Here is a 26,905-nt window from a genome sequence, read left to right as displayed (position 1 = left end):
CAAAACCTTCTATGCTTATTATAAGTTTTGCTATTTTTATTCGGATATCCCAACACAAACTGACTTTCCGGGATTATAAAAATCACCATCTTTTCATTAGCATCATCTCCTATTAGTGCGCCTTGCCAATAAAAGTTAATCATTTTCTTTTTAACACCTGCTGTATTTTTAAATTTTACCCTAGCACCCTGAGTTGTTGTTAGCACATAATTCCCGTCTTTTATTTCATATTTACCAATTTATAGAGCTATCTATGCAAGAATGTTTGACACAAAAGACGAACGCAAATCGAGGGGGAATCGAGATGCGATACGGAAACTTAGACATAGAGGGAAAACTCGTCACACTAAGGAACACACTGAAAAACGTGGCAAAATAGTTATTAGCAACAATCTCTCAGAGCGACCTGCCGAGGCGGATAGTCGTTCACGTATTGGGGATTGGGAAGATAATACTGTTGCCGGAAAGAAAAATGGTCCTTGTCTCGTTACACTCGCAGATCGAAAAAGTCGATTTCTTCTATGTATGAAGGCAGAAAAGAAAACTGCCGCTCTTGTGAGTGAGGTTATGATTAAATGCCTCAAAGAGCAGCCATTATTCTCCATTACTCCAGATCGTGGAAAGGAATTCGCAAAGCATGCAGAAACCTCGGTTGCATTGAATAATGTGCAGTTTTACTTTCCACAGCCACATCAGCCCTGGCAACGTGGAACAAACGAAAATACTAACGGCTTAATTCACGAATACTTTCCGAAAGGAACCGATCTTTCAAAGTACAGCGATGAATATATACAAAGCAAAGTGGATGAATTAAACAGACGACCTCGAAAATGCTTAGGCTACCTAACTTCTTATGAGGTTTATTATTCAACCTCGTTGCACTTGACTTGACAATTCAAGATATAAAAGCAGCTACCAGCAAAGCTATTATACTGATAAACGAAATGCTTAACTTTAGTGAAAATTTTTTATTCATCTTTACTATACTTTCTCTCTAAATTTTTTCTGGCGATATTCCACGTCTTTTTCATATTGTTTCATATCCTTTAATTTTGGTGTATCAAATGAATAAATTCATCCAGCTTTTGTTCTACGTCTTTCGTCTTGGAGCTGACCTCGTTCAGGTTTTCTATCGCCTCTCTGCACTGCGCTTTGATCTCAGCCGGGTCTAAATAGAAATATTCACTCATACTGTTCCTTCCCTTCAGAATTATTGCTGCTATTATGATGAGAGTCAGTCGATTGAAAATCCACCCGAGAACCTGTAATGCTATTGATCAGGGATACCTTTGAATGTGCATGATTCTGTTCGCGCCTTCCTCTCAAAATTCCGGAATTACAAGAGCTAACATGAGAGGTAATTCGCACGGATTAACTCTCTTTGTCGCATAATCTTAGAAACACTCATCTTCAGCCAGCGCCAGCACCGCATCCACTGCCCTGTGCCATCTGGCTTTGGCCATGATACGCTCGTCCTCGTCAATTACCGGCATGAATTCCTTGTCTATATCCTGATCCTTGAGCTTGATAATCTCATCAATCGACTTGTAGTACCCGGAAGCCAGCCCTGCCAGATATGACGCTCCCAGCGAGGTCGATTCAATCGATTTGTGACGGATGATGTGAACATCCGAAATATCTGCCTGATTCTGCATCAGGAAGTTGTTAAGGGAAGCACCTCCGTCCACCTTGAGATCGGTGATCTTTCTTCCCAGATCCTGCTCCATAGCCTTTATGAGATCATCGCTCTGGAAAGCGATCGACTCCAGGGTTGCACGCACCACATGCTCCTTCTTGGTCGAACGCTTGATTCCGAGGATTGCCCCTCTCGCGTCCGGTTCCCAGTACGGAGCACCCAGTCCTGTGAATGCAGGTACAACCACGACACCGTCGCTGTCTGAAACCTTGCTCGCCAAGCTCTCCGATATGCTGGATTTCCTGATTATCTGCAGATTATCCCTAAGCCACTGAATAGCAGCACCACAGATGAATACTGAACCCTCGAGCGCATACTTCACCTCACCGTTTAATCCCCAGGCTATGGTCGTAAGCAGACCGCTGCTGCTGTACACAGGTTTATTTCCGGTATTGAGAAGCAGGAAGTTACCGGTTCCGTAAGTGCTCTTGATCTCCCCCTCTTCAAAGCATGCCTCTCCAAACAGCGCCGCCTGCTGGTCACCGGCAGCACCTGTTATCTGAAGTCTGCCGCCGAACAGCTCCGGGATAGTCTCGCCGAAGTCTCCCGCGCATGGTACAGGCTTCGGAAGCATTGTACGAGGAATATCGAGGATTGCAAGTATATCGTCGTCCCAGTCCAAAGTGTTGATATTGAACATCATAGTTCTTGCTGCATTTGAATAATCAGTGAGATGCCAGGCTCCTCCCGTCATCTTCCATATCAGCCAGGTCTCGACCGTTCCAAACAGCAGCTCACCTCGCTCTGCCCGTTCCCTGGCACCCTCGACATTGTCCAAAATCCATTTGAGCTTAGTAGCACTGAAATACGCGTCGATTATGAGCCCGGTCTTTTCCCTGATTAACTCGGAATATTCATGATCTCTCAGCCATTCCGCAGTCTCAGCCGTGCGCCTGCACTGCCACACGATTGCGTTGTAGATAGGTCTGCCGGTCTTCTTGTCCCATACAACCGTCGTCTCACGCTGATTGGTTATACCGATAGAATCGATATCCCTGTACGTGAGACTCGCCTTGAGTAAGGCCTCCTGTGCAACCGCCATCTGCGTCGAATAGATTTCCATAGCGTCATGCTCCACCCATCCGTCATGCGGGAAAATCTGCCTGAACTCCTTTTGCCCGACGCTTATCGCTTTCCCCGTTCTATCATATATAATGCATCTGGCACTAGTCGTTCCCTCGTCGAGAGTCATAATATATTCACCCATCGTAGCCTCCTCTTCTGTTATACAAAAAGCGCCATAATCCCGTTACTTATATCTATCCCCGCTTCCGTGAGCCTCAAACCCTCTCGCGTGATAATCAGCTTGCCGTCCCGTTCGTATCGGCGCACTTCGTCTCTCACATCACTGTAATATTCCCAAAATTCGTCGTAGCTGCCGAGTATATCCGCATACCTGATACCTTCTGATTTCCGCAGCCCCGTAAAAACAGCCTCGGACACGTCGTCATGCTCCGAATTCTCGTGAGCTTCGGCGATAGGTGAAATTCCTTTTGCCACAAGCCGCAGATACTTGTCCATAGAGCTGACATTTACGATACGGCGTCCGCCTATATAAGACGATGCGCCCAAACCCAGCCCGAGGTAAGGAGACATATCCCAGTATTTGAGATTATGCTTGGACTCACGACCGGTCCTGCAAAAGTTCGATATCTCGTAATGCTCATACCCGTGCTGCACAAGGTAATCGCACCCTGCATGATACATCGCGCGGTCGATTTCATCCGGAAGCTCTTCCAGCTCTCCACGTTCAAATTCATCAAAGAACCCGGTACCCTCTTCCAGCTGCAGACTGTAGAACGACACGTGCTCCGGCTTGAGCTCACAGATGGCACTGAGGTCCGTCAATGTAGTTTCCGGAGTGCCGCCCGGAACAGCGAACATCAGGTCGAGATTGATATTGTCGTAGCCGGCTTCTCTCGCGAGCTTGATATCCCTGATGACATCGTCTGAGGTGTGAATGCGTCCCAGCCTCTGCAGTATAGCGTCATTCATGCTCTGCACTCCCATGGATAGCCTGTTCACACCGGCAGCTCTGTATCCCTTGAGACCGTCAGCTGACAGCGTGGCCGGATTGGATTCCATGGTTATCTCCGCTCCATTTTCTATGTTGAGGTTCCGCCTCAGCTCGCGCAGCAGTCTGTCTATCTGTTCCGCACTTAGAAGTGAAGGAGTGCCTCCGCCAAAGAACACGGAGTCAAACGTGCCAAGGCTCTCATCATTGCCATTCGCACTTCTTATTCTGATCTCCCGACACAGGCTGTCTACATAGCTCTCCCGCGCGGCTTCGTCCGATAGGACTGACAGGAAAGCGCAGTAGTTGCACTTTCTCACGCAAAACGGAATATGAACATATATACCTGACTTCTTATTTGTCGTCATCGAACTTCAGAACCTCTGTGAACGCCTCCTGAGGCACCTCGACTCTGCCGAACTGTCTCATGCGCTTCTTGCCTTCCTTCTGCTTTTCGAGCAGCTTCTTCTTACGCGAGATGTCACCTCCGTAGCACTTCGCAATTACGTCCTTGCGGTAAGCTCTGACCGTCTCCCGCGCGATTACCTTCTGCCCGATTGCTGCCTGAATCGGCACCTCAAACTGATGCATAGGGATGAGCTTCTTGAGCTTTGCACATATCGTGCGCCCCTTTGCGTACGCTTCCTCTTCCGGCACAATTGTGCTGAAAGCATCGATAAGTTCTTTGTTGAGCAGGATATCGAGCTTGACCAGCTTGGCAGCCCTGTAATCCTTGAACTCATAGTCCAGCGACGCATAGCCCTTTGTCTTGGATTTGAGCGCATCAAAGAAATCGTATATCACCTCATTGAGCGGAATCTCATAATGCAGCTGCACTCTTGTCTCCGTCAGATATTCCATGTTGACCATGTTGCCGCGTCTGCTCTGGCACAACGTCATAATAGTGCCGACATAGTCCTTAGGCGTCATGATTTCAGCCGAAACGATTGGCTCCTCTATCCTTTGTATCTCCGCCGGATCAGGCAGGTTGGAAGGATTCTGAACCATAATCTCGCTGCCGTCCTTCATAACTACCTTGTATATAACGCTCGGCAGGGTGGTGATGACATTGAGGTCAAATTCCCTCTCAAGTCTCTCGATTATAACGTCCATGTGCAGCAGCCCGAGGAAGCCGCAACGGTATCCGAAGCCGAGGGCCGCGGAATTTTCAGGCTCGAAGTGGAATGCGGCATCGTTGACCTGCAGCTTCTCGAGCGCGTCCTTTACATTTTCATACTTCTCACCATCTGCCGGATACACTCCGCAGTACACCATGGACTGCGCCTTCTTGTATCCCTTGAGCGGATGAGCCGCCTGCGACTTGGTAAGTGTGATGGTATCTCCGACTCTGGCATCGGCAACCTGCTTGATGCTGGCGCACACGTAGCCTACCTCTCCTGCCTTGAGCTCCTTGGCAGGAATCATACTCGGAATACAGTAGCCGACTTCAGTCACCTCGTAGTCCTTGCCGGTGTTCATCATGCGGATGTAATCGCCCTTCTTTACTCTGCCGTCAAATATTCTCGTGTATATCACCACACCCTTGTAGCTGTCGTAATATGAATCGAAGATAAGTCCCTTGAGATTTGCATCCGGATCACCTTCAGGCGGAGGTATAACCTCGACGAGCTTCTCCAGCATATCATCTATGCCCATGCCTGTTTTTGCGGAGATCAGCGGGGCATCCTCGGCGTCAATTCCGATTATCTCTTCTATCTCCTCCTTGGCTTCGTCAGGTCTTGCGCTCTCCAGATCCATCTTGTTGAGAACCGGCAGAATCTCGAGATCCTCGTCGAGGGCGAGATATACGTTACCAAGAGTCTGTGCCTCAACCCCTTGAGTTGCATCTACAACCAGCACCGCACCGTCACAAGCTGCAAGCGAACGCGACACCTCATAGTTGAAATCCACGTGTCCCGGGGTGTCGATGAGATTGAGGATGTATTCCTGCCCATCCTTCGCCCTGTAAGCCAGTCTCGTCGTCTGAAGCTTGATGGTGATCCCCCTCTCCCTCTCGATATCCATATTGTCGAGATACTGTTCCTTCATGTCGCGCGATGCGACGAGTCCGGTCTTCTCAATCAGCCTGTCGGCCAGTGTCGACTTGCCGTGATCTATATGGGCAATAATGCTGAAATTTCTGATATTCTTTAAATATTCCATAACTGTATTGTTGTCCTTTGCTACTTTTCCGACTTATCGGCGCCATCTGCTTTACCTGCAGCTTCGTCTATATATGCTATCAGTTCCTTGCAGGCAAGCATGCTTGCATATACGGTCACCGCCAGCTCAAGTGCCATCCTGGTCGCTGTTTCCCTATCCTTGCATTCTCTGACCTTATCCGCCATCGATGAATACTCGGCATCAACAGTCCTACAGTACTCCTCATAAAAATGCTCCACATCCATGTGATCCATCTCCGACTCGAGCAGCACCCCCGCCTCTTTGACGCTCATCACCTGCTTGAGAAGGCAGATAGCAGTCAGATACCCGATATGTTCACGGTCATACTTCTTGCCATGAGCCCTTGGCAGCAAATCGCTCTTCATATAATTATTAATCATCGCAGGCGTAAGAGATTCATCACCGTCGAACTCAAGTCCGATGTGCTGTCTCTTCATATATCCGATAATCTGATCCATGTATAAGTCAATATCCGGAATCTTATCCCAGTTCTCCGGTCTGGAGTGTTCAAGCCTGTATATAAGTTCCTTAATCCGCTCCGGCATTATCTCACCTCTTTCTAATCTATATGTTTCATTATACTTAATCACGTGCGCAAATAACAGCGTTCATTTGTCAAAAAACTCAGCATCAGCTATTGCAATTTTAACAATTGTTTAATATAATATTGAATATCATATTACAAGGTTTTACAAATCTTCTTCACTGTATTTGAATATTACGAGGAGGTAACAAATGACAGAATTTTGCGTGCTTGGCGATTCAATAGCTAAGGGAATAATATTTGATGAGATCAGACAGAAATATGCTTTGCTAAACGACAACTTCATCGCTCTGTTGCAGAAGGATTTCGGCTCCACCTTCAGAAATTTCGCTTCGTTCGGCGCTACAACCTCAAAGGGAAGTAAGATTCTCGACAAGCGTTACTCCAATATTAAGGATTATAAATACACGTTGATTGAATTTGGAGGAAATGATTGCAATATAAACTGGAACGAGGTGTCCGTATCCCCAAATTGCGAGCATTGTGCCGAAACTCCCCTCAGCGAGTTCAAAGAACAGTATGAGCATATAATCGAAAAGACAATGCTCGCCGGCAGCAGGCCTATACTGCTCACTCTCCCGCCTCTTGACGGAAAGCGTTTCTTCCGCTGGGTATCGCGAGATCTCAACAAGGACAACATAATGAAATATCTCGGAGGGGATATCCTATCCATAGAAAAATGGCAGAGCGACTATAACGATATGGTCATCAGGCTTGCGGACGAATATGGGATACAGTTATTTGATATCAGGAAGCCTTTCCTGGATTTGGGAGATTATAGCGACTATATCTGTGCTGACGGCATGCATCCTAATGCAGCCGGTCACAAGCTGATCGCGAAATTTCTACGAAAGGAATTGGCTGCGCTCGACTAATATATAGAGCGAATCCGATTCACAATTGCGCTTTCAATGCAGCTGCCTCCCTTATCACAGGCAATTTATTTAAAAAGCAGTATCTGCGATGTATTTATTATGTGATTGCCGAGAAACTGCGCTCATGAACTTGAAATTTCAAAGCTTGTGAGATATAATTTCAAGGCGAATTATAACTGTTTATAAGAAAAGTGGGGTAAATAAATGGCAAACATTAAATCCGCAAAGAAGAGAATCAAAACTATTGACAAGAAGACTGCTCGCAACCTGAGAGTTAAGAACCATGTTAGCGAAGCTGAGAAGGCTTTTCTAGCTGCAGTTAACACAGGTGATGTTGCAGAAGCAGAGCAGGCATTTAAGGCTGCTGAGAAGAAGCTGATGCAGGCTGCTGCTAAGGGTACTTATCACAAGAATACCGTTTCCAGAACAGTTTCGAGACTCGCTAAGAGACTTAACAGTCTCAAGGAGAACAACTAATTCTCACCCGTCCCCACAGCACATACATGTGCAGCGTATAAGTTAAAAATACGCCGGAACGAAGGAGTGTCTCCCTTCGTTCTTTTTTTGTTTCAATATCCCGGCTGCACATCTGCGCCAGTCGCCGCTCGCAGCGGACGCGAATGATGAAAGCAATGATAAAAGCCCGCCGGACTGCGGGCTTTCGATTCATTATTTAACACTGTCACTCTTCGATATTCGCTTCGGCCTGTACATAACATCATGTATATTTGTAACCGTTGCAAACGCGTCCGGATCTGCACTTTTCAGGTATTTCATAATCTTGGCGTATTCGTTTCTGTTGACAATCACGTTGAGCTCCTTTATCTTCTCACCTGTAAATCCACCTGATGCCTCGTAGATGGTCACTCCGCTATGCAGCTCATTGAGTATGTACTCGCATATCTCCTCATACTTCTTGGACAATATACATATCTTGAGCTTAGTAGTCATGCCGAACACATAGTGGTCGATAATAATTCCCGTGATGTATGTACCCAATATACTCAGGACTCCGGTCTTAGGGTCATAAATAAATATCGCCGGCGCTGAGATGACTATTCCGACGACAGATGTCGCAACGCCAAAGTCAATGCTCAGGTATTTGTTTGCCATCTTATAGAGCACATCGAGTCCTCCGGACGAAGCATTTCTCACAACCATGAGCGCAATGCCCAGATCGCACAGGAACAGATAGCATATCATGTCCAGAAACTGATCATTCATCACCCCATGATAGTTCGGAGTGAAATACTCGAATACCATCATAACTACCGGAAGACCCACCGACGGGTATGCCGACTTGATGGTAAATTCACGGTCAACGAAGAACCACGAGATGACGAGGAGTACAACATTTAAAATCAGGATAAGCACTGATTTGGACAGAGGGATAAACTTGCCGATCAGAATCGCTACACCGGATACACTGGCAATTGCGAGATTGCTTGGGACCATAAAGAAATAGGTCGCAGCACCGCATATAATCGTACCAATAGTGATAACAATAAAATCTATAATACCGTTCTTGCTTATATTCATCTCTCTGTCTCTATCGCCTTCTCTAATTATTTCTCAATACGCGCATTCATCATCTGCTTAACAAATCGAAATCTATCCCGGGCTGCTCACCTTGCTTATCGCTGTCTATCCGCGCCTATTTAGACTTCCATTACTCAATCGTTCTCACGCTGCTCTCTCTGCTTATTGTTGTATATCCGCAGGCTCTTCAGTATTATCAATTTTCCTGATCTTGCTGCGAACAAATTCCATAAATATCTCCAGGTGAGGTTCAATCCACTTCTCACGTCGATACACTATCTGCGAGTACATCCTACATTTGAAGCTCTTATCCGCATCCAGTATTACAACCCTGCCCTGCTCGAGATCTCTGATAATAGAAGATTTCGGAACGAAGGATACGCAGTTGCTGCTTGCAACTATCTCGCTAATCGCTATAACCGAGCTGACCTCCATGATTGGCTCATACTCTATACCATTGTCCTTGCAGTAGTCGTCGAGGAACCTCGGATAGCTCACCTCCTGATCGGAAGTAATGAATCCGTTGCTGACAATATCCTGAATCGGTATATCCTTCCTCGATGCCAGCGGATTGTCAGGCGATGCTATAAAAATCATCTCCTCGGGATGATCTACGACAGTGTTGCAGTCCTTGTACACCATCTTACGATCTATGAACAGGGCAAAATCTATTTCGTTCTGCTTGAGCTTCTCATATACGTTGTCGAAGTAATCCGATGTCTTGAGCACGAGCTTAATCTGAGGATATGTCTCGCTGAATTCCCTTAACAATGTTGGGAAATAAGCGTTTGCCATCGAAGATGTTGTTCCTATTCTGATTGTCCCATGCAGCTCATCATCCAGCTTCATGAACTTGCGAGCCTGCTCGTTAACCTTGAGCACCTGCTGTGCATAAGGCAGAAAACGCTCTCCACTTGAAGTGAGCTGAATTCCCTTCCCCATTCTGTCAAAAAGTCTCGTGCCCAGTTCATCCTCGAGCTGCTTGATTTGAACAGTTACCGCTGCCTGCGAATATCCCAACACATTTGCGGTGCGAGAGAAGCTGCCGAGTTCTGCGGCTTTTATAAAAGTTATTATAGTTTTAGATTCCATGAGGCGTATTTCCCCTATAAAAAGGTGTAGGCGAGACATACGTCCCACCCCACACCATTATGCTTTTAATAACAACTTGCTTAAACGCAATTATTTCAGCGTTTAATTGCAAATGTGACAGCTTACTTGTAAGACTCGATCATAGCCTTGAATGCGGGCAGCGATCTCTTGATCATATCATTGCTTACGCAGTACGAAAGTCTGAAATAGCCGGGGCAAGCAAATCCGTCTCCGGGAACTACGAGCAGGTTGTGATCCAGCTTAGCCTTTTCAGAATATGCAACTGCATCACCGTTTGGAGCCTTTACGAAGAGATAGAAAGCACCGTCCGGCTTAGCGCACTCATATCCGTACTCTCTGAGAGTGTTGTAGAGAAGATTTCTGTTCTCATCGTAGGCAGCCAGGTCAGGCATCTCACCAACGCACTCGCCGATAACCTTCTGAATCAGAGTCGGAGGGCATACAGATCCGATCTCGCGAGCAGCACCGGCAACCGTATCATATAGAGCCTTAGCATCCGCACACTTCTCAGGAACATACACATATCCGATTCTTTCTCCGGGCAGAGATAGCGACTTGGACCATGAGTAGCATACAATCGTGTTGTCATATACTGTCGGGATAAATGTAACCTTAACTCCATCATATACGAGCTCTCTGTACGGTTCGTCTGCGATGATATAGATCGGGTGTCCGTACTCCTTGCTCTTTCTATCGAGCAGCTCAGCAATTGCCTTGAGAGTTCCCTCTGTATATACAACTCCTGACGGGTTGTTAGGGGAGTTGATTACAACAGCTACAGAATGCTCGTTGATAGTCTTCTCGAGTGCATCCATATCAATCTGGAAGTGAACTGTATCAGCGGGTACGACAGTCAGCTTAGCACCTGCACAGGTAAAGAATACGTTGTACTCAGGGAAGAATGGTGCGATTGCCACAAACTCATCTTCAGGGGATGTTGTGAGTGCGTGAGCAACAGATACCAGTGCCGGAGCGCATCCACATGTCATGAACAGCTCGTTAGCCTTTGCGTTTACGCCAAATCTCTCGTTGAGGTTGTCAGCGATTGCCTGACGTACGTTCTCGAATCCGGGAGCCATCGAATAACCGTGAAGCTGGATTGAATCCTCTGTGTCAACAAGTTTCTTGATTGTCTCGTTAACCTTAGCCGGCGCCGGAATGCTTGGATTACCCAGTGAGTAGTCGTACACGTTCTCTTTACCCACTACCTTAGCCTGCTGCAATCCATATGCAAACAGTTCTCTGATAACTGATGGGGCTGTTCCTAAGCCATGATATTTTTCGTTAACCATGATTAACTCCTTTCCGTTACGAATAGCCATATACGATTAATATCTTTTATACCCTGCATTATATCATATACATTCTGACATAATAGTATCAATCGATATAATTTAAAGTAAACCTATGGTTTAATATTTATGATATTTGCTCCCTACCCGCGTACCTGTTACAATTACCGCATAGGAACACTAATTTATATGCGGATGTACACAGCGCGTATTCGTTGCTAACTAAAATACAAAATAATCGCTGTGTGTTGAGGTGCGTCGATGCTGTTATCTAAACTCGGGGAACTAATATCTGAATATCAACCGTCAGGTACGGTGCTCGTCATCATCGGCTTTGTCGCTGTAACGCATATGTGCGGTATCAATCCTGATAAGCTCAGATGGTTTCTGGAGCGATCCACTCATGAGGTATGTGGAAATTCAAGCCGTGCTGACGTACCACCCGCCAACTTTCCGAGTTTTACCCATATCAAGCATGTCGCTGCCCCTGCCTCAAAGTCATACCTGCACAGAGAGATTATTGCTGCCTCCCTTGCGGGGCATGAATTGCAGCTCGATATCACGGATTTATCCGACGATATACTTGCAACCTATGAGGCTATGGTCAAGCTTCCCAATCAGCCGCCCCGGAAGAACAACGTAATTAACAGGAACGCCGGCACTCCGGAGCGATTCGATATCCCGTCTACTGCCGGGCATAACGGCGTAGTTAACAGGAAAGGTGAATCTGAAAGGAGCGGCGGTTCTATGTGCAGCCGGCTGATCATAGATTGCAAGGAAAGCGGGACTACCCTCCGATTTCTCCTACCTGTAGTTGCGTCACTGGGAGTCGATGCTGAATTTAAGCTGCACGGCAGACTAAGTGATCGTCCAATCTCTGAGCTCAACGAGCAGCTGGAGCTGCACGGGATGAAAATTACTAGAGATACACCCGATTCACTCCGGATTTCCGGCAGGCTCCCCAATCAAAGGCTGCAGTCCGGCGAGTTTACCTTTGATAGTCCCCAATCCTCGCAGTTCATAAGCGGATTATTGTTCGCACTACCTCTACTCGAATCAGATAGCGTCATTCGAATTCGCGGGAGGTTTGAGTCAAAGGCATATGTGAGGATGACGCTTTCCGTGCTGCGCAGATACGGTATCGATATCAGGTGTACTTCTGCTTCTGACGAGTGGATCTATACAATTCCGGGTAATCAGCGCTATGTCGGAAAGGTCGGCACAGTAAATGCCCTTGAAATTGAAGGCGACTGGTCAAACGCTGCAGTGCTGCTGGCTATTGGCGCCCTATCCGGCGAGCAGTTACGAGTAACCAACCTGCCGCTCCGGTCGGAGCAGGGCGATAGGCGGATTTTGGATTTGCTGAAGGAATTCGGCATCAAGCTCAGGTGCTATCCGGATGCAATCAGCACGCTAAATGGAACTGTGGACATATATCCGTCAGAGGGACTTAAGTCTATCGATGCCATTGATGCTTCGGATTGTCCGGATCTAGTCCCTATTATAGCTCTGCTTGCAACACAAGCTCGCGGCAGAACGCAGATATATGGCGCAAAGCGGGCGAGACTAAAGGAAAGCGACAGGCTGTCCGGCACATGTGCAGTCCTCACGGAGCTTGGAGCTGATATATCGGAGACGTCAGACGGGCTTGTAATAGTAGGGACAGGAATTCTAAGCGGAAGCTACGTCGGAGACGGATACGGCGACCACAGGATTATAATGATGCTTGCGGCGGCTTCCCTGGTGAGCGAGCAGCCTGTCAGAATTCACGGCTGCCGAGCAGTAGCTAAGTCGTATCCCGATTTCTTCAAGGTGTTGGGACGGCTCGGTCTCACTACAAAAGTGTTGTCGGACGATGACTGACATATATTATTAATATATAAAGTAATATATAAAGGAGAGCTTATGTCTGTTTTACGAGGTGAAAAGCTAACATTATCTATATTCGGCACATCACACGGTACGTCGATTGGCATGATTCTCGACGGTTTGCCACCCGGCATCCGGATTGATGAAGAAGCTCTGGCGACCTTCATGACGCGCAGAGCACCCGGCCAAAGCAATTTATCGACAGCGCGCAAGGAGCCGGATCACCCTGAATTCATCAGCGGGATCAAGGACGGTATGACAACTGGAGAACAGATCAAGGCAATTATATACAACACGGACGTCAAATCCTCCGACTACTCCGCGCTGGCTCGCACACCCCGGCCCGGTCATGCCGACTATACAGCTCACGTCAAATACAAGGGTCACGAGGACTCGCGCGGCGGTGGCGCATTTTCGGGACGCATGACAGCGCCTCTCTGCATCGCGGGAGGAATTTGCAAGCAGATACTGGAATCCGAGGGCATTGCTGTAAGCGCTTCCATTCACGACATTCATGGAAATTCTTCAGAGCCTCTGTCCGAAATTGTCAAGGCGCAGGCGCTCCGAGATTCCGTCGGCGGCACAGTGATCTGTACAGTAAGCGGATTGGCCGCGGGCTATGGTGGACCTCTTTTTGAGGGGCTCGAAGGAAGGCTTTCACAGGCGATTTTCGGAATACCTGCCGTAAAGGGCATTGAATTTGGCGCCGGATTTGGCGCAGCTGAAATGTACGGCAGCGAAAACAATGACGAGTTTTATTACGATGCAGAGGGAAATGTGCGCACACGAACCAACAACTGCGGAGGAATACTCGGCGGTATCAGCGACGGTATGGATATTGAATTCAGAGTCGCTATCAAGCCAACCCCTTCTATTGCAAGGGTTCAGCGCACCATAATATATGACAGCAGGGAAGAAACTGAAATCGAGGTTCACGGCAGGCATGATCCGTGTATCGTTCCGAGGGCACTTCCATGTATAGAGGCTGCAACCGCAATTGTGCTGGTCGATGTAATGCTATCACAGCAGCCAATGGAATCGGCAGATATCAAGCTCGAATACGTGCAAATTGAGAATAGCGATAAGGACGCTTCGACTGCCGGCCAAGCTGCATCCACTGCGCCGGATGAGCAGCCTGATGGCATGTTGAACAACGGTGACTCCGGTGTTCAGCACATATCGGATTGCAGATCCGAAATAGATGCCATCGATTCTCAGCTGCTGCCACTAATCGAACAGCGCCTTAGAGTTGCAGAAGCCGTCGCGATATACAAGCAGGAGCACAACCTTGAGATTGTTGATCAACCTAGGGAGGACTCGTTGTTCTCAAAGCTGCAGTCACGTTCCAGCCGTGATTTGGCGGATTTAAATAAAGATATATTTAAAGCTATAATAAACGCAAGCTGTAAGCACCAGAAAGATTTCATTACGAGGAAATGAGCAGACTCATTCATCTCGAAGACGTCTCAGTGCAGCCCGTATTACCTGCTTCGCATATCGCTCATCGACGTTATCCACACCGTTCACGATTGCATCTACCATCGAATTTGCAGCAGCAGCCGACTCCTTGTCGGTGGTTCCGGACAATAGCACCTTCTTGGATACTGCCATAAGGAATTTATCGAGCCCCTTCACTTCTCCGGGAACATAACGTCCGGGGCAAAAGTACAGCAGCGTATTCTGCATATTCACGCCATCCTTAAAGTTGATCTCGCATATCTGCTGATAGTTCGCCGGATTATACTCCGAAATTCCGGTTACAAACAGGATAAGCTTATCTTCACACCCTACAATCTGCTTCCTGAACTTATCGAAGCCCACTATACCGCTGCCCCTGAGCCAGCCTCCAAATATCACGACATCGAATCGGTCGAGTGACCCGTAATCAAAGTTAATCAGCGGGACAGCAGTGCAATCGAGCTCCGAAGCTATCCATTCTGCGTACTGCTTAGTCGAACCGCGTTTAGAATTGTATATCACTATGGCTTTTTTACCCACAATATCTCTCCAAATACGAAACTGTTGTTAATCTTATCTTTATTTCAAACATATCTTTTTTACCCGCAATATCTCCCTAAGTACACTAATATTTTAATATTTTACATTTTCCTTACCCAGCAGCTGCTCAAGCTCAATCAGAAGGTTTTCATCGATTGAAACTCCGTTTGCCGAACGCATAGGCTTCTGCCCGGGCAGATATATCAGCATCACTATCCGCCCTCTATGCGCAGATGCCGATCCGAGGATTCTCTGCTGAATCTCGTCCGCACCAAGCTGTTCGACCAGCTCGTTGCTTACCCTAAGCTTAAGGTAGCGTTCATCGCTATGTAGCTTCAATTTATCGGATTTACTATAATTAGCAGCTGTTCCGGGGAATGAGTCAGCTCGTGCAGGTCCTCTGCCGTCCGCAAGCTCGTCAGCCGAATTGCGATTTCCATATGAGCTGCTGCGTGAATATCCTCTCATGCCGGAGCGCTCATTTCCGTAACCCTGTTCCTCAAACTCACTGATACGCTCAATCTCCGTAACTCTGTTGACAAGAATCTCAGGATCTGAATCCTCCTTAAAGCTGAGCGTTCCCTTGATTGCGACGATTGCATCATTTGCGAGGATGTACTTCGTCTTAGCATAATCTCTGGGGAATACAATTGCCGTAATCACACCATAATAATCTTCAATGGTGAGTCGCGCCATCTCCTGATTGGATTTTGTGACCATTCGCCTCAAGTTTCCAACCAAGCCCGCCATGATGACGCTGTCACCATCACGGAATTTCCCATTATTGCTGCCGCTATCCACTGCAAATTCGGCAGCTTCTTCATCTCTGCCATTCGTATTCGAATCAAATATCTCACCTGTATTCGCGGTAATATTCTTCCCAATCAGCTCGCGGTACTTGTCGAGAGGATGGCCGGACAGATAAACACCCATCATTTCCTTTTCCATAGCCAATAGATGCGCCATGTCAAAATTCTGAATATCCGGCAGCTCCGGAGCAGTCTTGACATCCTCCATCAGGTCAGAATCCAATTGGAACAGAGATATCTGATCCTTTGAAAGCTTACGTGCACTGCTCTGTGCAGCTCCGACGGCATCGTCACTGATTGCGAGAAGCGCCGCTCTATTCGGAGTAAACTCATCCATAGCGCCCGCTTTAATAAGGCACTCGACAGCCTTCTTGTTGAGCTCCGAGGGATCTATCGACTTGATGAAGTCGTACAAATTATCTATATTGCACCCCCGTCTGCCCTCGACGATAGCATCTACAATTCCTGTACCTACGTTCTTGATAGCCAATAGACCAAATCTAATCTTGCCATCCTTCGCAGTGAACTTGCGCCTGCTGTGCAGCACGGAAGGTGGCAGCACCTCTATTCCCAGCTCCTTGCAATTCCTAATGTATGCAGCGATGTGCCTTGGCTCTCCCATAACGCTGGACATCAGCGCGGCCATGAACTCTACAGGGTAGTGCGCTTTCAGATATGCGGTCTCATATGAAATGACAGCATACGCGGCAGCGTGCGATTTGTTAAACGCATATTCCGCAAAGCTAACCATGTCGTCAAATATCGCTTCAGCAGCCTTCTCAGGAATTCCGTTAGCGATGCACCCCCTGATTGCAGGTGTTCCATCTGAATCGTCTTTTCCGTGTATAAAATATTTCTTCTCCTCAAGCATGACGCTCATCTTTTTCTTGGACATTGCACGGCGCACAAGGTCCGAGCGTCCATAAGAATATCCGCCGAGGTCACGCACAATCTGCATTACCTGCTCCTGATACACCATGCAGCCGTATGTAACATTGAGGATTGGCTCCAGATGAAGATCAACATATTTGACATGGTCGGGATTCTTCTTATTATCTATATACTTCGGAATCGAATCCATAGGCCCCGGCCTGTACAGCGAGATTCCGGCTACTATATCTTCGAAGCACGAAGGGCTTAAATTCTTCATAAATTCGGTCATCCCGGTGCTCTCGAGCTGAAAGATTCCCTGAGTGTTGCCCTTGGCAATCATGTCATATACAGCAGGATCGTCATAATCCATCTTGCCGAAATCAATCTCTACGTCATGATTTTCCTTTATCAGCTGCAGAGCCTCGTTGATCATAGTGAGATTTCTGAGACCCAAAAAGTCCATTTTAAGCAAGCCCAGCTCTTCGATTGTAGTCATGTTGAACTGAGTTGCCAGCCCCTTGTCCGACATATACAGAGGTACATATTCGTCCAACGGCATCTTGCTGATCACGATACCTGCAGCGTGTGTAGAGGAATGACGAGGCATGCCCTCAACAGCCATCGACATATCAAGGATGTTTTTAACCAGCGGTTCAGTCTCATAGCGAGTGCGCAGGTCGCGATTTATATCCAGTGCCTTGCTGATAGTTATTCCCAATTCATTCGGGATAGCCTTGGCAATCGCATCCGCCTCTGCATAGCTGGCGTTGAGCACCCTCCCGACATCTCTGACTGCAGCCTTGGCTTTGAGCGTTCCAAAGGTTATAATCTGCGACACCTTGTCCTTCCCATATTTGCGTACAACGTAATCGATGACCTCCTGCCTGCGGTCGATACAGAAATCGACGTCGATATCCGGCATGCTGACACGCTCAGGATTTAGGAATCTCTCAAAAATCAAATTATATTTAATCGGATCTATCTCGGTAATCGCCAGGCTGTACGCCACGATACTTCCCGCCGCAGAGCCTCTGCCCGGACCAACCGGGATTCCGTTGCTCTTGGCATAGTGGATAAAGTCCCACACAATCAGAAAGTACTCGACATAGCCCATCGACTCGATCACCGACAGCTCGCCCTCAAGCCTTTCGCGATAAAAATTGCCATCTTCAAGCGCTTCACTGCCGTAACGACGTTCGAGGCCCTGATAGCAGAGCTGCCTGAGATATTCACGATTGGTTAATCCACCCGGTGAGATGAACTCCGGCAGATGGTAGTTCCCGAATTCAAACTCCACATTGCAGCGTTCCGCAACCCTGTGCGTATTCTCGATAGCCTCCGGTAAATCGGGAAACAGCGAGAACATCTCCGACTCATCCTTCAGATAGAACTCGTCATTTGCAAAGCGCATGCGATTTTCATCGTCCACGGTTGTTCCCGTTTGGATAGCAAGCAGTACATCGTGCGCCTTGGCATCGCTCCGCTTTATATAGTGCGCATCATTTGTAGCGACCAGCGGTGCACCAATTTCCTTAGCAAGCCTGACAAGCCCCTCAGTTACCGCCTTGTCCTCATCAAGAAAATGGTTCTGTATCTCCAGAAAGAAATTGTCCTTTCCGAATATCTCCTGTAGTTCAATTGCCTCCGCCTCAGCTCCGGAGTAGTCACCGCCCAGAATTTTCCGAGGAATTGCTCCTGCAAGACACGCAGACAGGCAGATGATTCCTTCGCTGTGTTCGCGCAATACTTCCTTATCAACCCTTGGCTTAAAATAGAACCCCTCCGTGAAACCGATTGAAACAATCTTGGTAAGATTCTTGTATCCGGTCATGTTCTCAGCTAACAGGATCAAGTGGAACATACCCCTGTCACGCTCCGGATCCTTGTCAAATCTAGTGCGTGCAGCCACGTAGACCTCACATCCGATGATAGGCTTAATACCGGCCTTCTTGCACGACTTATAGAAATCAACAATTCCGAACATGACACCGTGATCCGTAATAGCCAGAGAATCCATTCCCAGGCTTTTGACGTATTCGGGCGCTTCGCTGATCCTGGACATTCCGTCCAGCAGACTGTATTCAGAGTGAACGTGTAAGTGCGTAAATGCCATCTCTACCTCATTCTGTTAATTTAACCATGATATATAACGGGAAATTAAAATTTTTTCTCTAATTCGATTGGTAAATTGTATCACATCAGGGCTATAAAAAGCTAAATATAAATCACTTGATAAATCTTTTAACAATAACTACATATTATCTTTATATTATTGACAAACATATATCAAAGTACTATAATCAGAACATAGACAGACGATCGGGAGTCTGTTTGGAATTATCTTTTTACATCGTTTTTAGACGTATGGAGGTTATTATGTTAATTGTATTAAAAGGACTTTGCGTAATCGGAATGGTTCTCTGTATTGCGCTGACAGCAATGAAGATTAAATCTAATCTTGCAACAGAAGAAGGCAAGGCTGAATGGGCAGAGCAGAAGAGATTTGCTCCTTGGAACGCTATGGTAGGTCTTGTTGCCAACTTCTTTGATACTCTGGGTATCGGCTCGTATGCTACATCCTGCGCACTGTTCAAGATCAGAGGTTCCATCAAAGATATTTATATTCCGGGAACTCTGAATGTCGGAGATACTCTCCCTGTACTTTTGGAGGCATTCCTGTTCTTCGGATTCGTTGAGGTTGACACTCTTACACTTATTTCCATGCTGGTCGCAGCTGTACTCGGTGCATTCGTGGGAGCCGGATTCGTTACAAAGTGGGATCAGCACAAGGTTCGTATCGGAATGTGCATCGGTCTTCTGATTCTCGGCACTGTGATGGCGTGCAAGACTGCTCAGATTGGACCTTTCGGTCTCGTTGGAACTGCAACTGCTCTGCACGGGGTAAAGCTGGTCGTGGCTGTAGTAATTAACTTCTTCCTCGGTGCTCTCATGAACATCGGTGTAGGACTCTATGCTCCTTGCTTGGCGCTCGTATCCGTACTCGGAATGAACGTCGGGGCTGCGTTCCCAATCATGATGGGCTCTTGCGCATACCTGATGGCGTTTGGTAACGGTCCTAAGTTCATCAAGGAAAACAGATTCGACATGGTTTGCACGCTATGCCAGATGGTAGGTGGAGTTATCGGTGTTTGCATCGCTTACTTCCTCGTAAAGAGCTTGCCGCTTGATATCCTGATGAAGATTGTCATTGTGGTTGTATTCTTCACAGCATTCATGTTTGGTAAGGACGCTGTTGCAGACAACAAGAAGAAGAATGCTTAATCGCATTGTTTGATTCAACGTTAAAAAAGGTCTCCTGACGGAGACCTTTTTTAATTTTCGTATTCAGTTACTGTCTAAACTCAAGCACCTTTTCTATGATTGGCTTTATTGTCTCTATCTCTACACCATCATATCCAACCTTGAACCTATCTCTAGCGGCCGATATTTCTTCCTTTGAGAGCGGTGTAAATATCCTATCACCCATCGCCTTGAGTGCCAGCCTATCTGCGCTCTTACATCCGCTAGGATCATATCTGCCGGGAAGCAGATGGAAGCATCCTTCAGGAAGCTGCTTGCATCCATTGAGGCTTTTTACGTATGCGGTATACTCATCTGACGGCTTGATGATGCCTGTGGCAAAGACGATCAAATTGTTGTTCTCTATTCCGAAGTTAACAAGATTCGCTCGCAGCATATTGTAGCGCGTAATCTCCCCGCCTCTTATCCAGCTTCCGAATATTATATTCTGATACATCGATGCATACCCGAGCTTTCCCCTCGAATACTTCATAACATCGCAGTCTAACGCCTTAGATATCCATTCTGCGTACTGTTCGGTAGCTCCGTTGCTCGAATTGTATATCAGTATTGTGTCAGAGCCTTCCGATTCTACAGCTCTGCGCTTCGCCGCCTGTCTGTTTGGATTTCTCATGTATCCCACACCTCTTATGTTATCTACAAAATGAGGGATGCCGGAATCATCCGTCATCCCTCATACGTATTATAGCATAATCGCATACACCAGGTTGCGATTTATCTATTTTTTAATTCTTTTTCCTTCATGCGGATCTTAAGAATCATCAGAGCCTTCTTAACATCGTCTGCAGTCATGTTATTCTCACCCACAATATTCGATTCAATACCCTCCGGGTTCTTGTTGATGTCTACGATATTGTTCTGTAAATATTCATTCTCTACCACAAACGTAGCCACGGTTCCGCTGAAGTTGAGTCCGGACATCGGGATGCCCATCTCTCCAAGCTCTTCCACGCAGTTTGTATAGTCTACATCACTGTTACCCCAACCGTCAGAGGTAACGATAACGCCATCTGCACGCATACCCTGCGCCATTACAGCTGCACGCTTGCTGTTTCTGAGCTTTTCCTTGTTATCATCGGATGTACCGAACAGGAGCACTCCCATCAGGTCAATTCCCGAATCTGCACCAACGATCTCTACCAGTGGATCTCTGAAGTGGTGCAAGCTTGTTTCTTTAGTCGAAGGACCAATTCCCATATCAGCACCTCCCTATTGCATCGAACGAATAGCGCCGTCTCTGTACTCGTTTGGAGTCAAGAACACAGGCATATTGTTCATCTCTATTATAGAACGTCCGCCGTGAGCACCTGATGGCTCATCCGGGAACAAATATGTGTCGTACATAGCACCCTGACCGGCGACCTGTCTGATTATCAGCACTTTCTTCTGTCCGGGTCTAACAACATCATGATACTCATGACGCTCTGTAGCTTTGTTACCGTCAAACTTCTTCATCTGCTCTCTATAAGTCTGAATGAAGTCATCACAAGCCTGATGCCCCTGTAGGCATCCGTATCTCTCCTGACCCATCTCCTTCTTAAAGGTTACATCAAAAGAAATGATATAATCGTCCTCTCCCGGTGTTCCGGCTCTACCGAGCACCAGTTGTTCACTGAGTTTTCCTTCCGAAGATCCAAACTCGTGAGTTTGCTTGCCCTCAGTATCAACACCGGTAAGCATCACATACACTCCTGTGATAGTATGCGTTATTCCTTCTCCGCACTTTCCCAGAACCTTTGCCGAGATAGGAATAATATCCATGATGGTATTAGTCCATCTATCATGATCTCCCGGCTTTATAATCTGAATACCAATGTTGTCGATAGCATCATATTTCTCCAGAAGGGATGGAATAATTTCCTCAGATACGACCATCTCGCCATTGTACGCTACATGGTTGTGCTCACCCATCTCAACGCTATTCATATGAAATGCCTTGATGACAAGTCTTCTCAAATCAATTTCCTGTACACTCATTTGCATACCTCAATACTTTAACTTCCAGTAATTACTATACTTAAATAATTGCTACATCATTCGATCATCCTTATATGATTAGGTGGCAAATGTGTTAAGAATTTCTCGAATGCTTTTTTGAAAAAAGGGGCAGATATACATCTGCCCCGTCTTCGTTTCCGATGTCCTATTAAGTTCTAGAACTAGATTACAGCGTGATACTCGAAAGGCAGTGGAACAATCTTTCCCGGAGTCTCGATTGTCTCGAGAAGCTCAAGCGTTGCCTTTACGATTGCCTTCTGCATCACTACGTCATGTGGAGCACCTGCATTAGCACCCATAGGTACGATTGGAGCTGCCGCACGCGGAGATCCTGCCTGTCTTACAACAGGTGGAAGCGCTGCAATGATAACAGTAGGAATTCCTGCTTCCTCAATTGCTCTCTGCACGATTGTTGCAGAGCGGTGGCAGGTTCCTCATCCGGCTGTAAGGATTGCAGCGTCAACGCCTTCATCCTTGAGCATCTGAGCGATCTGTGGACCGGTTTCGTTAGTGAATTTCTCGATGTTTCCACCACCGCCCATGAATCCGGCATGTGTAGGAGCTGTTGCCTTGATGAATCCCTCATCTCTCAGCTCGTGGAGTCTGTCGATTGGGAACATGCAGTTGATGTCCTTGTTAACATCAGAGTTGTCATATCCACCATGTGTTACCATTAGCTCGCTTGATGGAATATCATCCGGAACCTTTCTCCAAGTGAAGTCTCCAGCGAGGTTGAATCTCTTATCTGTCTTTACGTGTACACCTGCAGCAGTAGCAAGAGCAACTGTCATCTCTTTGAGTGGCTTTGTTACTGGTGTAAATACTGACTTAGGTGTAATAGGAACAAATATTTCAGATTGTAAGCCTTTTACAACTGTCATACTCATTTGTCTTTTCCTCCTTAGTTTATTTGTGCTTTTCAGCATATTCAGCACGACGTCTATTTAGAATATCGATATTACTTACGTATTTCTCGTTGACCTCCGGTCCCTCCTGCTCTATGAAACTCATATTCCAGGCAACCGTCTGGCCTACTTCCAGTGGATAATCCGAGATAACCATCCTCATCGGCACCTTGAGTTCTCCCAATCGACCCTTGATGTCAACACAGATTCCTCCATCATGCACTTCTGTAATGATTCCCTCAACCTTGATTATCTTATCCCCATACTTCATCAGTAATATCTACCTTCCTAACTATAAACTAGTCGTACTTTTCCTTTCTCTTCTCACTGATAGGAAGCGACTGCTCGTTATCTACGAGTTCCATCTTCTTGCCAGTAACCTTCTCGATGAGCTCAACGTTGTTATTCTTAACATTTACGTTGTACTTTCTCTCCGGAGCCTTAATCTCTTCGCCGGCCATCTTAGCCTTCAGCATAGCAAGTCCACGGAGAGCATCCTCTGTGCAGAGAGTGTTGCAAGCAAGAACCTCGTTCTCGATTCCGGACATGGACTTGTTGTTGTCGATCATAGCATCGCAGAACTTGTTACCCGTTACAAGAGCACCCTGTACAGCGCAGAATGAGAATCCTACAACCGGAATTCCTCTCTTACCAATCTGCTCGATGTGGCTTGTGAAGTCAACATGGTTGTTTCCGAATCCTTCTGTCGTAACGAATGCACCGTCAACGCCCATGGACTCAACCATCTGACCGAGTCTTCTGGATACGTAGAACTTATCAGCGTTAGCCTGAGGTGATCCAACGAAGATTACACCAACTACGTCAACATCCGGGTCATGTACAGCCTCAAGAACCAGCGGCTCTCTCCAGTAGTGCCTTGACATCTCCTTGGAAGCAGGTCCGATGCATGTCAGAGCGTGGATACAACCATCGAGTACCTCAAGAGGGTTAGCCATAACCGGAACGTTACCGAGGTCAACGTTTGGCTTAGCTCCCAGTACACCTACAGGGTCGTTAGGGAATAGGAAGTTGTCGTGCATAGCACCCTGTCCCATGATCTCCTTAACGATAACGATCTTCTTCTTTCCCGGGTGTCTTGTCTGCTGAAGAATCTGCTCCTCAGCCGGTGCTACATCCTTAAGATCTCTCTTCATAGCTTCTCTGATCTCAGAAGTTACGTGATCTACTGCAGTGTGAACTGCTATAGGTCCCGGCCTCTCCATGTTCTTCTTGTTGTCGATAACTGCGTGAGCAACGATCATGATCTCACCCTTATCAACAGCACCGGGACGACCCCACATCATGTTCTCGTCGATGTATCCCTCGGAAGAGCCGAATTCACCGACCTGAACACCTTCTTCTGTGATACCGGTTACTACCATGACTACACCATCGAGAACCTTTGTAACGCCCTCGCCAAGTCCCATGTCGGAATCTTCCTTAGTAGCAATTGGCTGGATATCCATTACTGTCTCTGTGTACACGTGATAGTCATCCGGTGTGATCAGGCTAAGCTCCAGGGACTGAACCAGTCTCTGAGCTTCTGCACCCTCTGTTGCTGCGCTCTTGCGAACGTAGAGAGTGTCTCCCTCAATCTTAGTCTCATCTCCAAGAACAACCTTGTTGATCTTGTAGTGCTTTCTTGTCATCTCCCTTAAAACAGTCTCAGCATCCTCATCTACCGGAGCTGCGGTTGCAACTGCCGGCGCTGCTGCTACTGCTGTCTGAGCCGGAGCTACAACTCCGCCACCGAGTCCTGCAGGGAGCTCAATGTCGATGTTCTTGCCCTCTCCAATGTGCAGCTTGATTGTTCCTGCTGCGGAAGCTACAGGAGCTACTGCCGGAGCTGCGGCTACCGGAGCTGCCTCCGCCTCTGCTGCCGGAGCTTCTTCCTCTGCAGCCTCATCAGCATCGTACTTATCTACGATGTCCGGTGTAACTGGAGTTAAGGAATCAACAGTTTTAGTTAGTTTCGATCCGTTAAGTACCTGGCCCAGCTTGAGAGCTCCCTCGGTATTCAGCAGACCAGAATCAATTAGATCTGGGAAAATTGCTGGATCTTCGAAGTTAGCCGGCTCAAGAACAGTGCCTTCCTCTGCTCTGCAGCATAGTACCGCTGGGTCGTTCGCATGTTGTTTAGCTGTTTCAGCTGTGATTGACATATCGATCTTCCTCCTTAAAAATATTGCCTTTGCAAATGCAAAATTCTATATTTACTCCGATCGCGCCTCAAATGATCGGGCAAATGAGGCACTCGGATTAAATATCATTAGTTGCTCTCAACGTTATCCACTACGTCGAGATCCTGATCAACCTGCTTAGAAACTCTCAGAGTTCTGTACAACGGATGATCAACAGCCCTCATGACATGGTCTGTCTGGTGAAGAACCTTAAGTCCCATCTTAGGACCGGAGGCCATTACAGTGTTCGAGCAGTCGGAGCAGTTTCCTATGATGATGTACTCACACTTGTCCTTCTTGAATTGTAGGTTGTTAGCAACCTGTCCCGGACAGTTCCCCGGTCTCTCGCACTTTCTCGAGCCATTCTTCTGCTCTTGAGCCTGCTTGCAGTAACAATGCGAAACCTCCTTTGCATTGTACTTCTTGCAGAGCTCCTGCATTCTCTCATAATTACCACCGCATGCACATACCAGGATTCCCATGCTGGCTCCATGCAGATCCATGAACGGCATCGATACCAGGATAGCTCCGGTCGTCTTAGTGATAGGGGCATCCAGATCAGTGGACTTGCCTGTGAATGCACCACCCATTACGATCTCGCCGTACTCGCCGTCAATACCGCCGGCTCTCTCAATTAGAGAACGCACGCTTGTTCCAACCGGAACATCTATAAATACGTGAGCCTCAGAACCGCCGTTTAGCTTACCGCGAACGGTGAGGTTCTTGAGGAACGATGGCTTTCTCTCGTCTACAGCCTCAGCAACTCTTGCGCAAGTCTCGCTGTTGATTACAACCGAGTTTGCAGCAGACGGCAGCTGGCTTGGCTCCAGCTCTATTCCAAGACATTCTCTGACTACAGCTCTTTCTTCTCCCATCGGGTAGATATCCGGCAGAAGATGTCTCGAGATATTCGGTTCATCCTTAAGAAGTGCATCAAGGGTTTCAACAGCTTTGCGATTCTTCTTCTTGATAGCGAAGATAGCCTTGTCAGCTCCGGAAATCTCCATCACGAGCTTAACTCCGCGGATAACCTTCTCCGGCTCATCTTCTATCTGCTGAACGTTGTGCTTGAGTCCGGGCTCGCACTCAGAAGCATTAATAAGAACGTAACCGCCGTTCTCAAAATGTGTATCAATCTTAACTGCAGTTGGGAATCCGGCTCCGCCCATTCCTACAACTCCAGCAGCCTTAATCATCTCAAGAGGTGTTCCCTCCGGAATCTGAACATACTCGTCTTTCTGCTCTTCATCAGGCTTAATAACAATCATCTCGTCTGTTATTTCTTCTACAACGCCATATGCGCTTGAGAAGATATTTGCGCCGAGACCTGTTGGTTCCGCTATGAGGGTGCCCTTCTTAACTTTGTCACCAACTTTAACAATTGGTGCACATGGCTTACCTACATGCTGGCTCAACAAAATCTGCAAATTTTCCATGACACAGTCTCTCCTTAAAATTTTTGACTCTACAAATCATTAATGTGTATCGTTCGAAAAGCCGTGCAAATAAAGGGCTGCACGGTATTTTCTAGATTGATGATAACATAACAATTTATTTATTTCAATGATAATTGCCAGATTATCTATTGAGTTTTTCTATATATAATTCTATGACACTCTATGCACTTATCAGTAATTTTTTCAAGCATATTACATAATTTATTGGACAAATATTTTTTATGGATACGTGGGTTTA

Annotated in this window: 22 protein-coding genes and 1 pseudogene; 6 read left to right on the top strand and 17 right to left on the bottom strand. The window is 46.9% G+C overall.

Annotated elements, in window-relative coordinates:
- Positions 1 to 222 precede the first annotated feature (222 nt).
- Positions 223 to 891 (top strand): annotated as a pseudogene (locus tag HMPREF1152_RS02880) (IS30 family transposase); the annotation flags it as partial.
- A 155-nt stretch (positions 892 to 1,046) separates the two neighbouring features.
- On the opposite strand, the gene HMPREF1152_RS09520 reads toward HMPREF1152_RS02880, so the two are convergent.
- From HMPREF1152_RS09520 to HMPREF1152_RS08915, 5 genes are all read right to left on the bottom strand, one after another.
- A complete protein-coding gene (locus HMPREF1152_RS09520; RefSeq protein WP_009643620.1) occupies positions 1,047 to 1,190 on the bottom strand; it encodes a hypothetical protein in 144 nt (47 codons plus the stop codon).
- A 204-nt stretch (positions 1,191 to 1,394) separates the two neighbouring features.
- Positions 1,395 to 2,903, bottom strand: coding sequence for a glycerol kinase GlpK (gene glpK / locus HMPREF1152_RS02875; RefSeq protein ID WP_009643662.1), 1,509 nt, complete (start codon positions 2,901 to 2,903; stop codon positions 1,395 to 1,397).
- 17 nt (positions 2,904 to 2,920) lie between these two features.
- On the bottom strand, positions 2,921 to 4,078 hold the full coding sequence (hemW, locus tag HMPREF1152_RS02870) for a radical SAM family heme chaperone HemW (protein WP_009643642.1): 1,158 nt from the start codon (positions 4,076 to 4,078) through the stop codon (positions 2,921 to 2,923).
- Positions 4,065 to 5,873, bottom strand: a complete 1,809-nt coding sequence (gene lepA, locus HMPREF1152_RS02865; protein ID WP_009643603.1) for a translation elongation factor 4 — start codon at positions 5,871 to 5,873, stop codon at positions 4,065 to 4,067. The genes hemW and lepA overlap by 14 nt, the downstream gene beginning before the upstream one ends.
- Before the next feature lie 20 nt (positions 5,874 to 5,893).
- On the bottom strand, positions 5,894 to 6,439 hold the full coding sequence (locus HMPREF1152_RS08915; protein ID WP_009643657.1) for a DUF1836 domain-containing protein: 546 nt from the start codon (positions 6,437 to 6,439) through the stop codon (positions 5,894 to 5,896).
- A gap of 190 nt (positions 6,440 to 6,629) precedes the next feature.
- Between HMPREF1152_RS08915 and HMPREF1152_RS02855 the strand changes: the two genes are divergently transcribed.
- Positions 6,630 to 7,313, top strand: a complete 684-nt coding sequence (locus HMPREF1152_RS02855) for an SGNH/GDSL hydrolase family protein (RefSeq protein WP_009643694.1) — start codon at positions 6,630 to 6,632, stop codon at positions 7,311 to 7,313.
- A 204-nt stretch (positions 7,314 to 7,517) separates the two neighbouring features.
- Complete coding sequence (gene rpsT / locus HMPREF1152_RS02850; RefSeq protein ID WP_009643602.1) at positions 7,518 to 7,790, top strand: 30S ribosomal protein S20; 273 nt, start codon at positions 7,518 to 7,520, stop codon at positions 7,788 to 7,790.
- Between the two features lie 192 nt (positions 7,791 to 7,982).
- Here the strand turns inward: rpsT and HMPREF1152_RS02845 are convergent, their stop codons facing one another.
- The 3 genes from HMPREF1152_RS02845 to HMPREF1152_RS02835 all read right to left on the bottom strand — a co-directional run bounded on the left by HMPREF1152_RS02845 (position 7,983) and on the right by HMPREF1152_RS02835 (position 11,287).
- Positions 7,983 to 8,852, bottom strand: a complete 870-nt coding sequence (locus HMPREF1152_RS02845) for a YitT family protein (RefSeq protein ID WP_009643665.1) — start codon at positions 8,850 to 8,852, stop codon at positions 7,983 to 7,985.
- A gap of 162 nt (positions 8,853 to 9,014) precedes the next feature.
- Positions 9,015 to 9,944: a LysR family transcriptional regulator gene (locus HMPREF1152_RS02840; RefSeq protein ID WP_009643611.1), complete on the bottom strand. Its 930-nt coding sequence runs from the start codon at positions 9,942 to 9,944 to the stop codon at positions 9,015 to 9,017.
- A 122-nt stretch (positions 9,945 to 10,066) separates the two neighbouring features.
- Positions 10,067 to 11,287 (bottom strand): pyridoxal phosphate-dependent aminotransferase, encoded by a 1,221-nt coding sequence (locus HMPREF1152_RS02835; protein ID WP_242822264.1) that lies wholly within the window; start codon positions 11,285 to 11,287, stop codon positions 10,067 to 10,069.
- 231 nt (positions 11,288 to 11,518) lie between these two features.
- Here HMPREF1152_RS02835 and HMPREF1152_RS02830 point away from each other — a divergent pair, with 231 nt between their 5' ends.
- Together HMPREF1152_RS02830 and HMPREF1152_RS02825 are read left to right on the top strand one after the other, a co-directional pair.
- A complete protein-coding gene (locus HMPREF1152_RS02830; protein WP_009643623.1) occupies positions 11,519 to 13,120 on the top strand; it encodes a 3-phosphoshikimate 1-carboxyvinyltransferase in 1,602 nt (533 codons plus the stop codon).
- 42 nt (positions 13,121 to 13,162) lie between these two features.
- Positions 13,163 to 14,566, top strand: a complete 1,404-nt coding sequence (locus tag HMPREF1152_RS02825; RefSeq protein WP_009643669.1) for a chorismate synthase — start codon at positions 13,163 to 13,165, stop codon at positions 14,564 to 14,566.
- Positions 14,567 to 14,572: 6 nt separating this feature from the next.
- Here HMPREF1152_RS02825 and HMPREF1152_RS08910 read toward each other — a convergent pair whose 3' ends face one another.
- Together HMPREF1152_RS08910 and HMPREF1152_RS02815 are read right to left on the bottom strand one after the other, a co-directional pair.
- On the bottom strand, positions 14,573 to 15,124 hold the full coding sequence (locus HMPREF1152_RS08910) for a flavodoxin domain protein (protein ID WP_009643609.1): 552 nt from the start codon (positions 15,122 to 15,124) through the stop codon (positions 14,573 to 14,575).
- 93 nt (positions 15,125 to 15,217) lie between these two features.
- The gene (locus HMPREF1152_RS02815; protein WP_009643678.1) at positions 15,218 to 18,919 is read right to left on the bottom strand and encodes a DNA polymerase III subunit alpha; all 3,702 of its coding nucleotides are present in this window, start codon (positions 18,917 to 18,919) and stop codon (positions 15,218 to 15,220) included.
- Between the two features lie 263 nt (positions 18,920 to 19,182).
- Between HMPREF1152_RS02815 and HMPREF1152_RS02810 the strand changes: the two genes are divergently transcribed.
- A complete protein-coding gene (locus HMPREF1152_RS02810) occupies positions 19,183 to 20,088 on the top strand; it encodes a hypothetical protein (RefSeq protein WP_009643636.1) in 906 nt (301 codons plus the stop codon).
- A 67-nt stretch (positions 20,089 to 20,155) separates the two neighbouring features.
- Here the strand turns inward: HMPREF1152_RS02810 and HMPREF1152_RS02805 are convergent, their stop codons facing one another.
- From HMPREF1152_RS02805 to prdC, 7 genes are all read right to left on the bottom strand, one after another.
- A complete protein-coding gene (locus HMPREF1152_RS02805) occupies positions 20,156 to 20,797 on the bottom strand; it encodes a flavodoxin domain protein (protein WP_009643654.1) in 642 nt (213 codons plus the stop codon).
- 44 nt (positions 20,798 to 20,841) lie between these two features.
- On the bottom strand, positions 20,842 to 21,324 hold the full coding sequence (locus HMPREF1152_RS02800) for a glycine/sarcosine/betaine reductase component B subunit (RefSeq protein ID WP_009643626.1): 483 nt from the start codon (positions 21,322 to 21,324) through the stop codon (positions 20,842 to 20,844).
- Positions 21,325 to 21,336: 12 nt separating this feature from the next.
- Positions 21,337 to 22,104 (bottom strand): proline reductase cluster protein PrdD, encoded by a 768-nt coding sequence (gene prdD, locus HMPREF1152_RS02795; protein ID WP_009643631.1) that lies wholly within the window; start codon positions 22,102 to 22,104, stop codon positions 21,337 to 21,339.
- 182 nt (positions 22,105 to 22,286) lie between these two features.
- Complete coding sequence (gene prdB / locus HMPREF1152_RS09215; protein ID WP_083844304.1) at positions 22,287 to 23,012, bottom strand: D-proline reductase (dithiol) protein PrdB; 726 nt, start codon at positions 23,010 to 23,012, stop codon at positions 22,287 to 22,289.
- Between the two features lie 19 nt (positions 23,013 to 23,031).
- Positions 23,032 to 23,301 (bottom strand): CBO2463/CBO2479 domain-containing protein, encoded by a 270-nt coding sequence (locus HMPREF1152_RS02780; protein ID WP_009643625.1) that lies wholly within the window; start codon positions 23,299 to 23,301, stop codon positions 23,032 to 23,034.
- Positions 23,302 to 23,329: 28 nt separating this feature from the next.
- Positions 23,330 to 25,192, bottom strand: coding sequence for a D-proline reductase (dithiol) proprotein PrdA (gene prdA / locus HMPREF1152_RS02775; protein WP_009643646.1), 1,863 nt, complete (start codon positions 25,190 to 25,192; stop codon positions 23,330 to 23,332).
- A gap of 107 nt (positions 25,193 to 25,299) precedes the next feature.
- Positions 25,300 to 26,646: a proline reductase-associated electron transfer protein PrdC gene (gene prdC / locus HMPREF1152_RS02770; protein WP_009643656.1), complete on the bottom strand. Its 1,347-nt coding sequence runs from the start codon at positions 26,644 to 26,646 to the stop codon at positions 25,300 to 25,302.
- Between the last annotated feature and the right edge of the window lie 259 nt (positions 26,647 to 26,905).

The organism is Mogibacterium sp. CM50 (genome assembly GCF_000293155.1).
Classification (GTDB): domain Bacteria; phylum Bacillota; class Clostridia; order Peptostreptococcales; family Anaerovoracaceae; genus Mogibacterium; species Mogibacterium timidum.
This window is presented reverse-complemented; position numbering and strand designations above follow the sequence as displayed.

Excerpts from the sequence above, each read along its gene's own strand:
- hemW (WP_009643642.1), bottom strand. The coding sequence starts at position 4,078 with ATGACGACAAATAAGAAGTCAGGTATATATGTTCATATTCCGTTTTGC.
- HMPREF1152_RS02835 (WP_242822264.1), bottom strand. The coding sequence starts at position 11,287 with ATGGCTATTCGTAACGGAAAGGAGTTAATCATGGTTAACGAAAAATAT.
- HMPREF1152_RS02845 (WP_009643665.1), bottom strand. The coding sequence starts at position 8,852 with ATGAATATAAGCAAGAACGGTATTATAGATTTTATTGTTATCACTATT.
- HMPREF1152_RS02855 (WP_009643694.1), top strand. The coding sequence starts at position 6,630 with ATGACAGAATTTTGCGTGCTTGGCGATTCAATAGCTAAGGGAATAATA.
- HMPREF1152_RS02825 (WP_009643669.1), top strand. The coding sequence starts at position 13,163 with ATGTCTGTTTTACGAGGTGAAAAGCTAACATTATCTATATTCGGCACA.
- prdC (WP_009643656.1), bottom strand. The coding sequence starts at position 26,646 with ATGGAAAATTTGCAGATTTTGTTGAGCCAGCATGTAGGTAAGCCATGT.
- prdA (WP_009643646.1), bottom strand. The coding sequence starts at position 25,192 with ATGTCAATCACAGCTGAAACAGCTAAACAACATGCGAACGACCCAGCG.
- HMPREF1152_RS02840 (WP_009643611.1), bottom strand. The coding sequence starts at position 9,944 with ATGGAATCTAAAACTATAATAACTTTTATAAAAGCCGCAGAACTCGGC.
- lepA (WP_009643603.1), bottom strand. The coding sequence starts at position 5,873 with ATGGAATATTTAAAGAATATCAGAAATTTCAGCATTATTGCCCATATA.
- HMPREF1152_RS02780 (WP_009643625.1), bottom strand. The coding sequence starts at position 23,301 with ATGAAGTATGGGGATAAGATAATCAAGGTTGAGGGAATCATTACAGAA.
- HMPREF1152_RS02800 (WP_009643626.1), bottom strand. The coding sequence starts at position 21,324 with ATGGGAATTGGTCCTTCGACTAAAGAAACAAGCTTGCACCACTTCAGA.
- HMPREF1152_RS02810 (WP_009643636.1), top strand. The coding sequence starts at position 19,183 with ATGTTAATTGTATTAAAAGGACTTTGCGTAATCGGAATGGTTCTCTGT.
- rpsT (WP_009643602.1), top strand. The coding sequence starts at position 7,518 with ATGGCAAACATTAAATCCGCAAAGAAGAGAATCAAAACTATTGACAAG.
- HMPREF1152_RS08915 (WP_009643657.1), bottom strand. The coding sequence starts at position 6,439 with ATGCCGGAGCGGATTAAGGAACTTATATACAGGCTTGAACACTCCAGA.
- HMPREF1152_RS02830 (WP_009643623.1), top strand. The coding sequence starts at position 11,519 with ATGCTGTTATCTAAACTCGGGGAACTAATATCTGAATATCAACCGTCA.
- HMPREF1152_RS02805 (WP_009643654.1), bottom strand. The coding sequence starts at position 20,797 with ATGACGGATGATTCCGGCATCCCTCATTTTGTAGATAACATAAGAGGT.
- prdD (WP_009643631.1), bottom strand. The coding sequence starts at position 22,104 with ATGAGTGTACAGGAAATTGATTTGAGAAGACTTGTCATCAAGGCATTT.
- HMPREF1152_RS09520 (WP_009643620.1), bottom strand. The coding sequence starts at position 1,190 with ATGAGTGAATATTTCTATTTAGACCCGGCTGAGATCAAAGCGCAGTGC.
- HMPREF1152_RS02815 (WP_009643678.1), bottom strand. The coding sequence starts at position 18,919 with ATGGCATTTACGCACTTACACGTTCACTCTGAATACAGTCTGCTGGAC.
- glpK (WP_009643662.1), bottom strand. The coding sequence starts at position 2,903 with ATGGGTGAATATATTATGACTCTCGACGAGGGAACGACTAGTGCCAGA.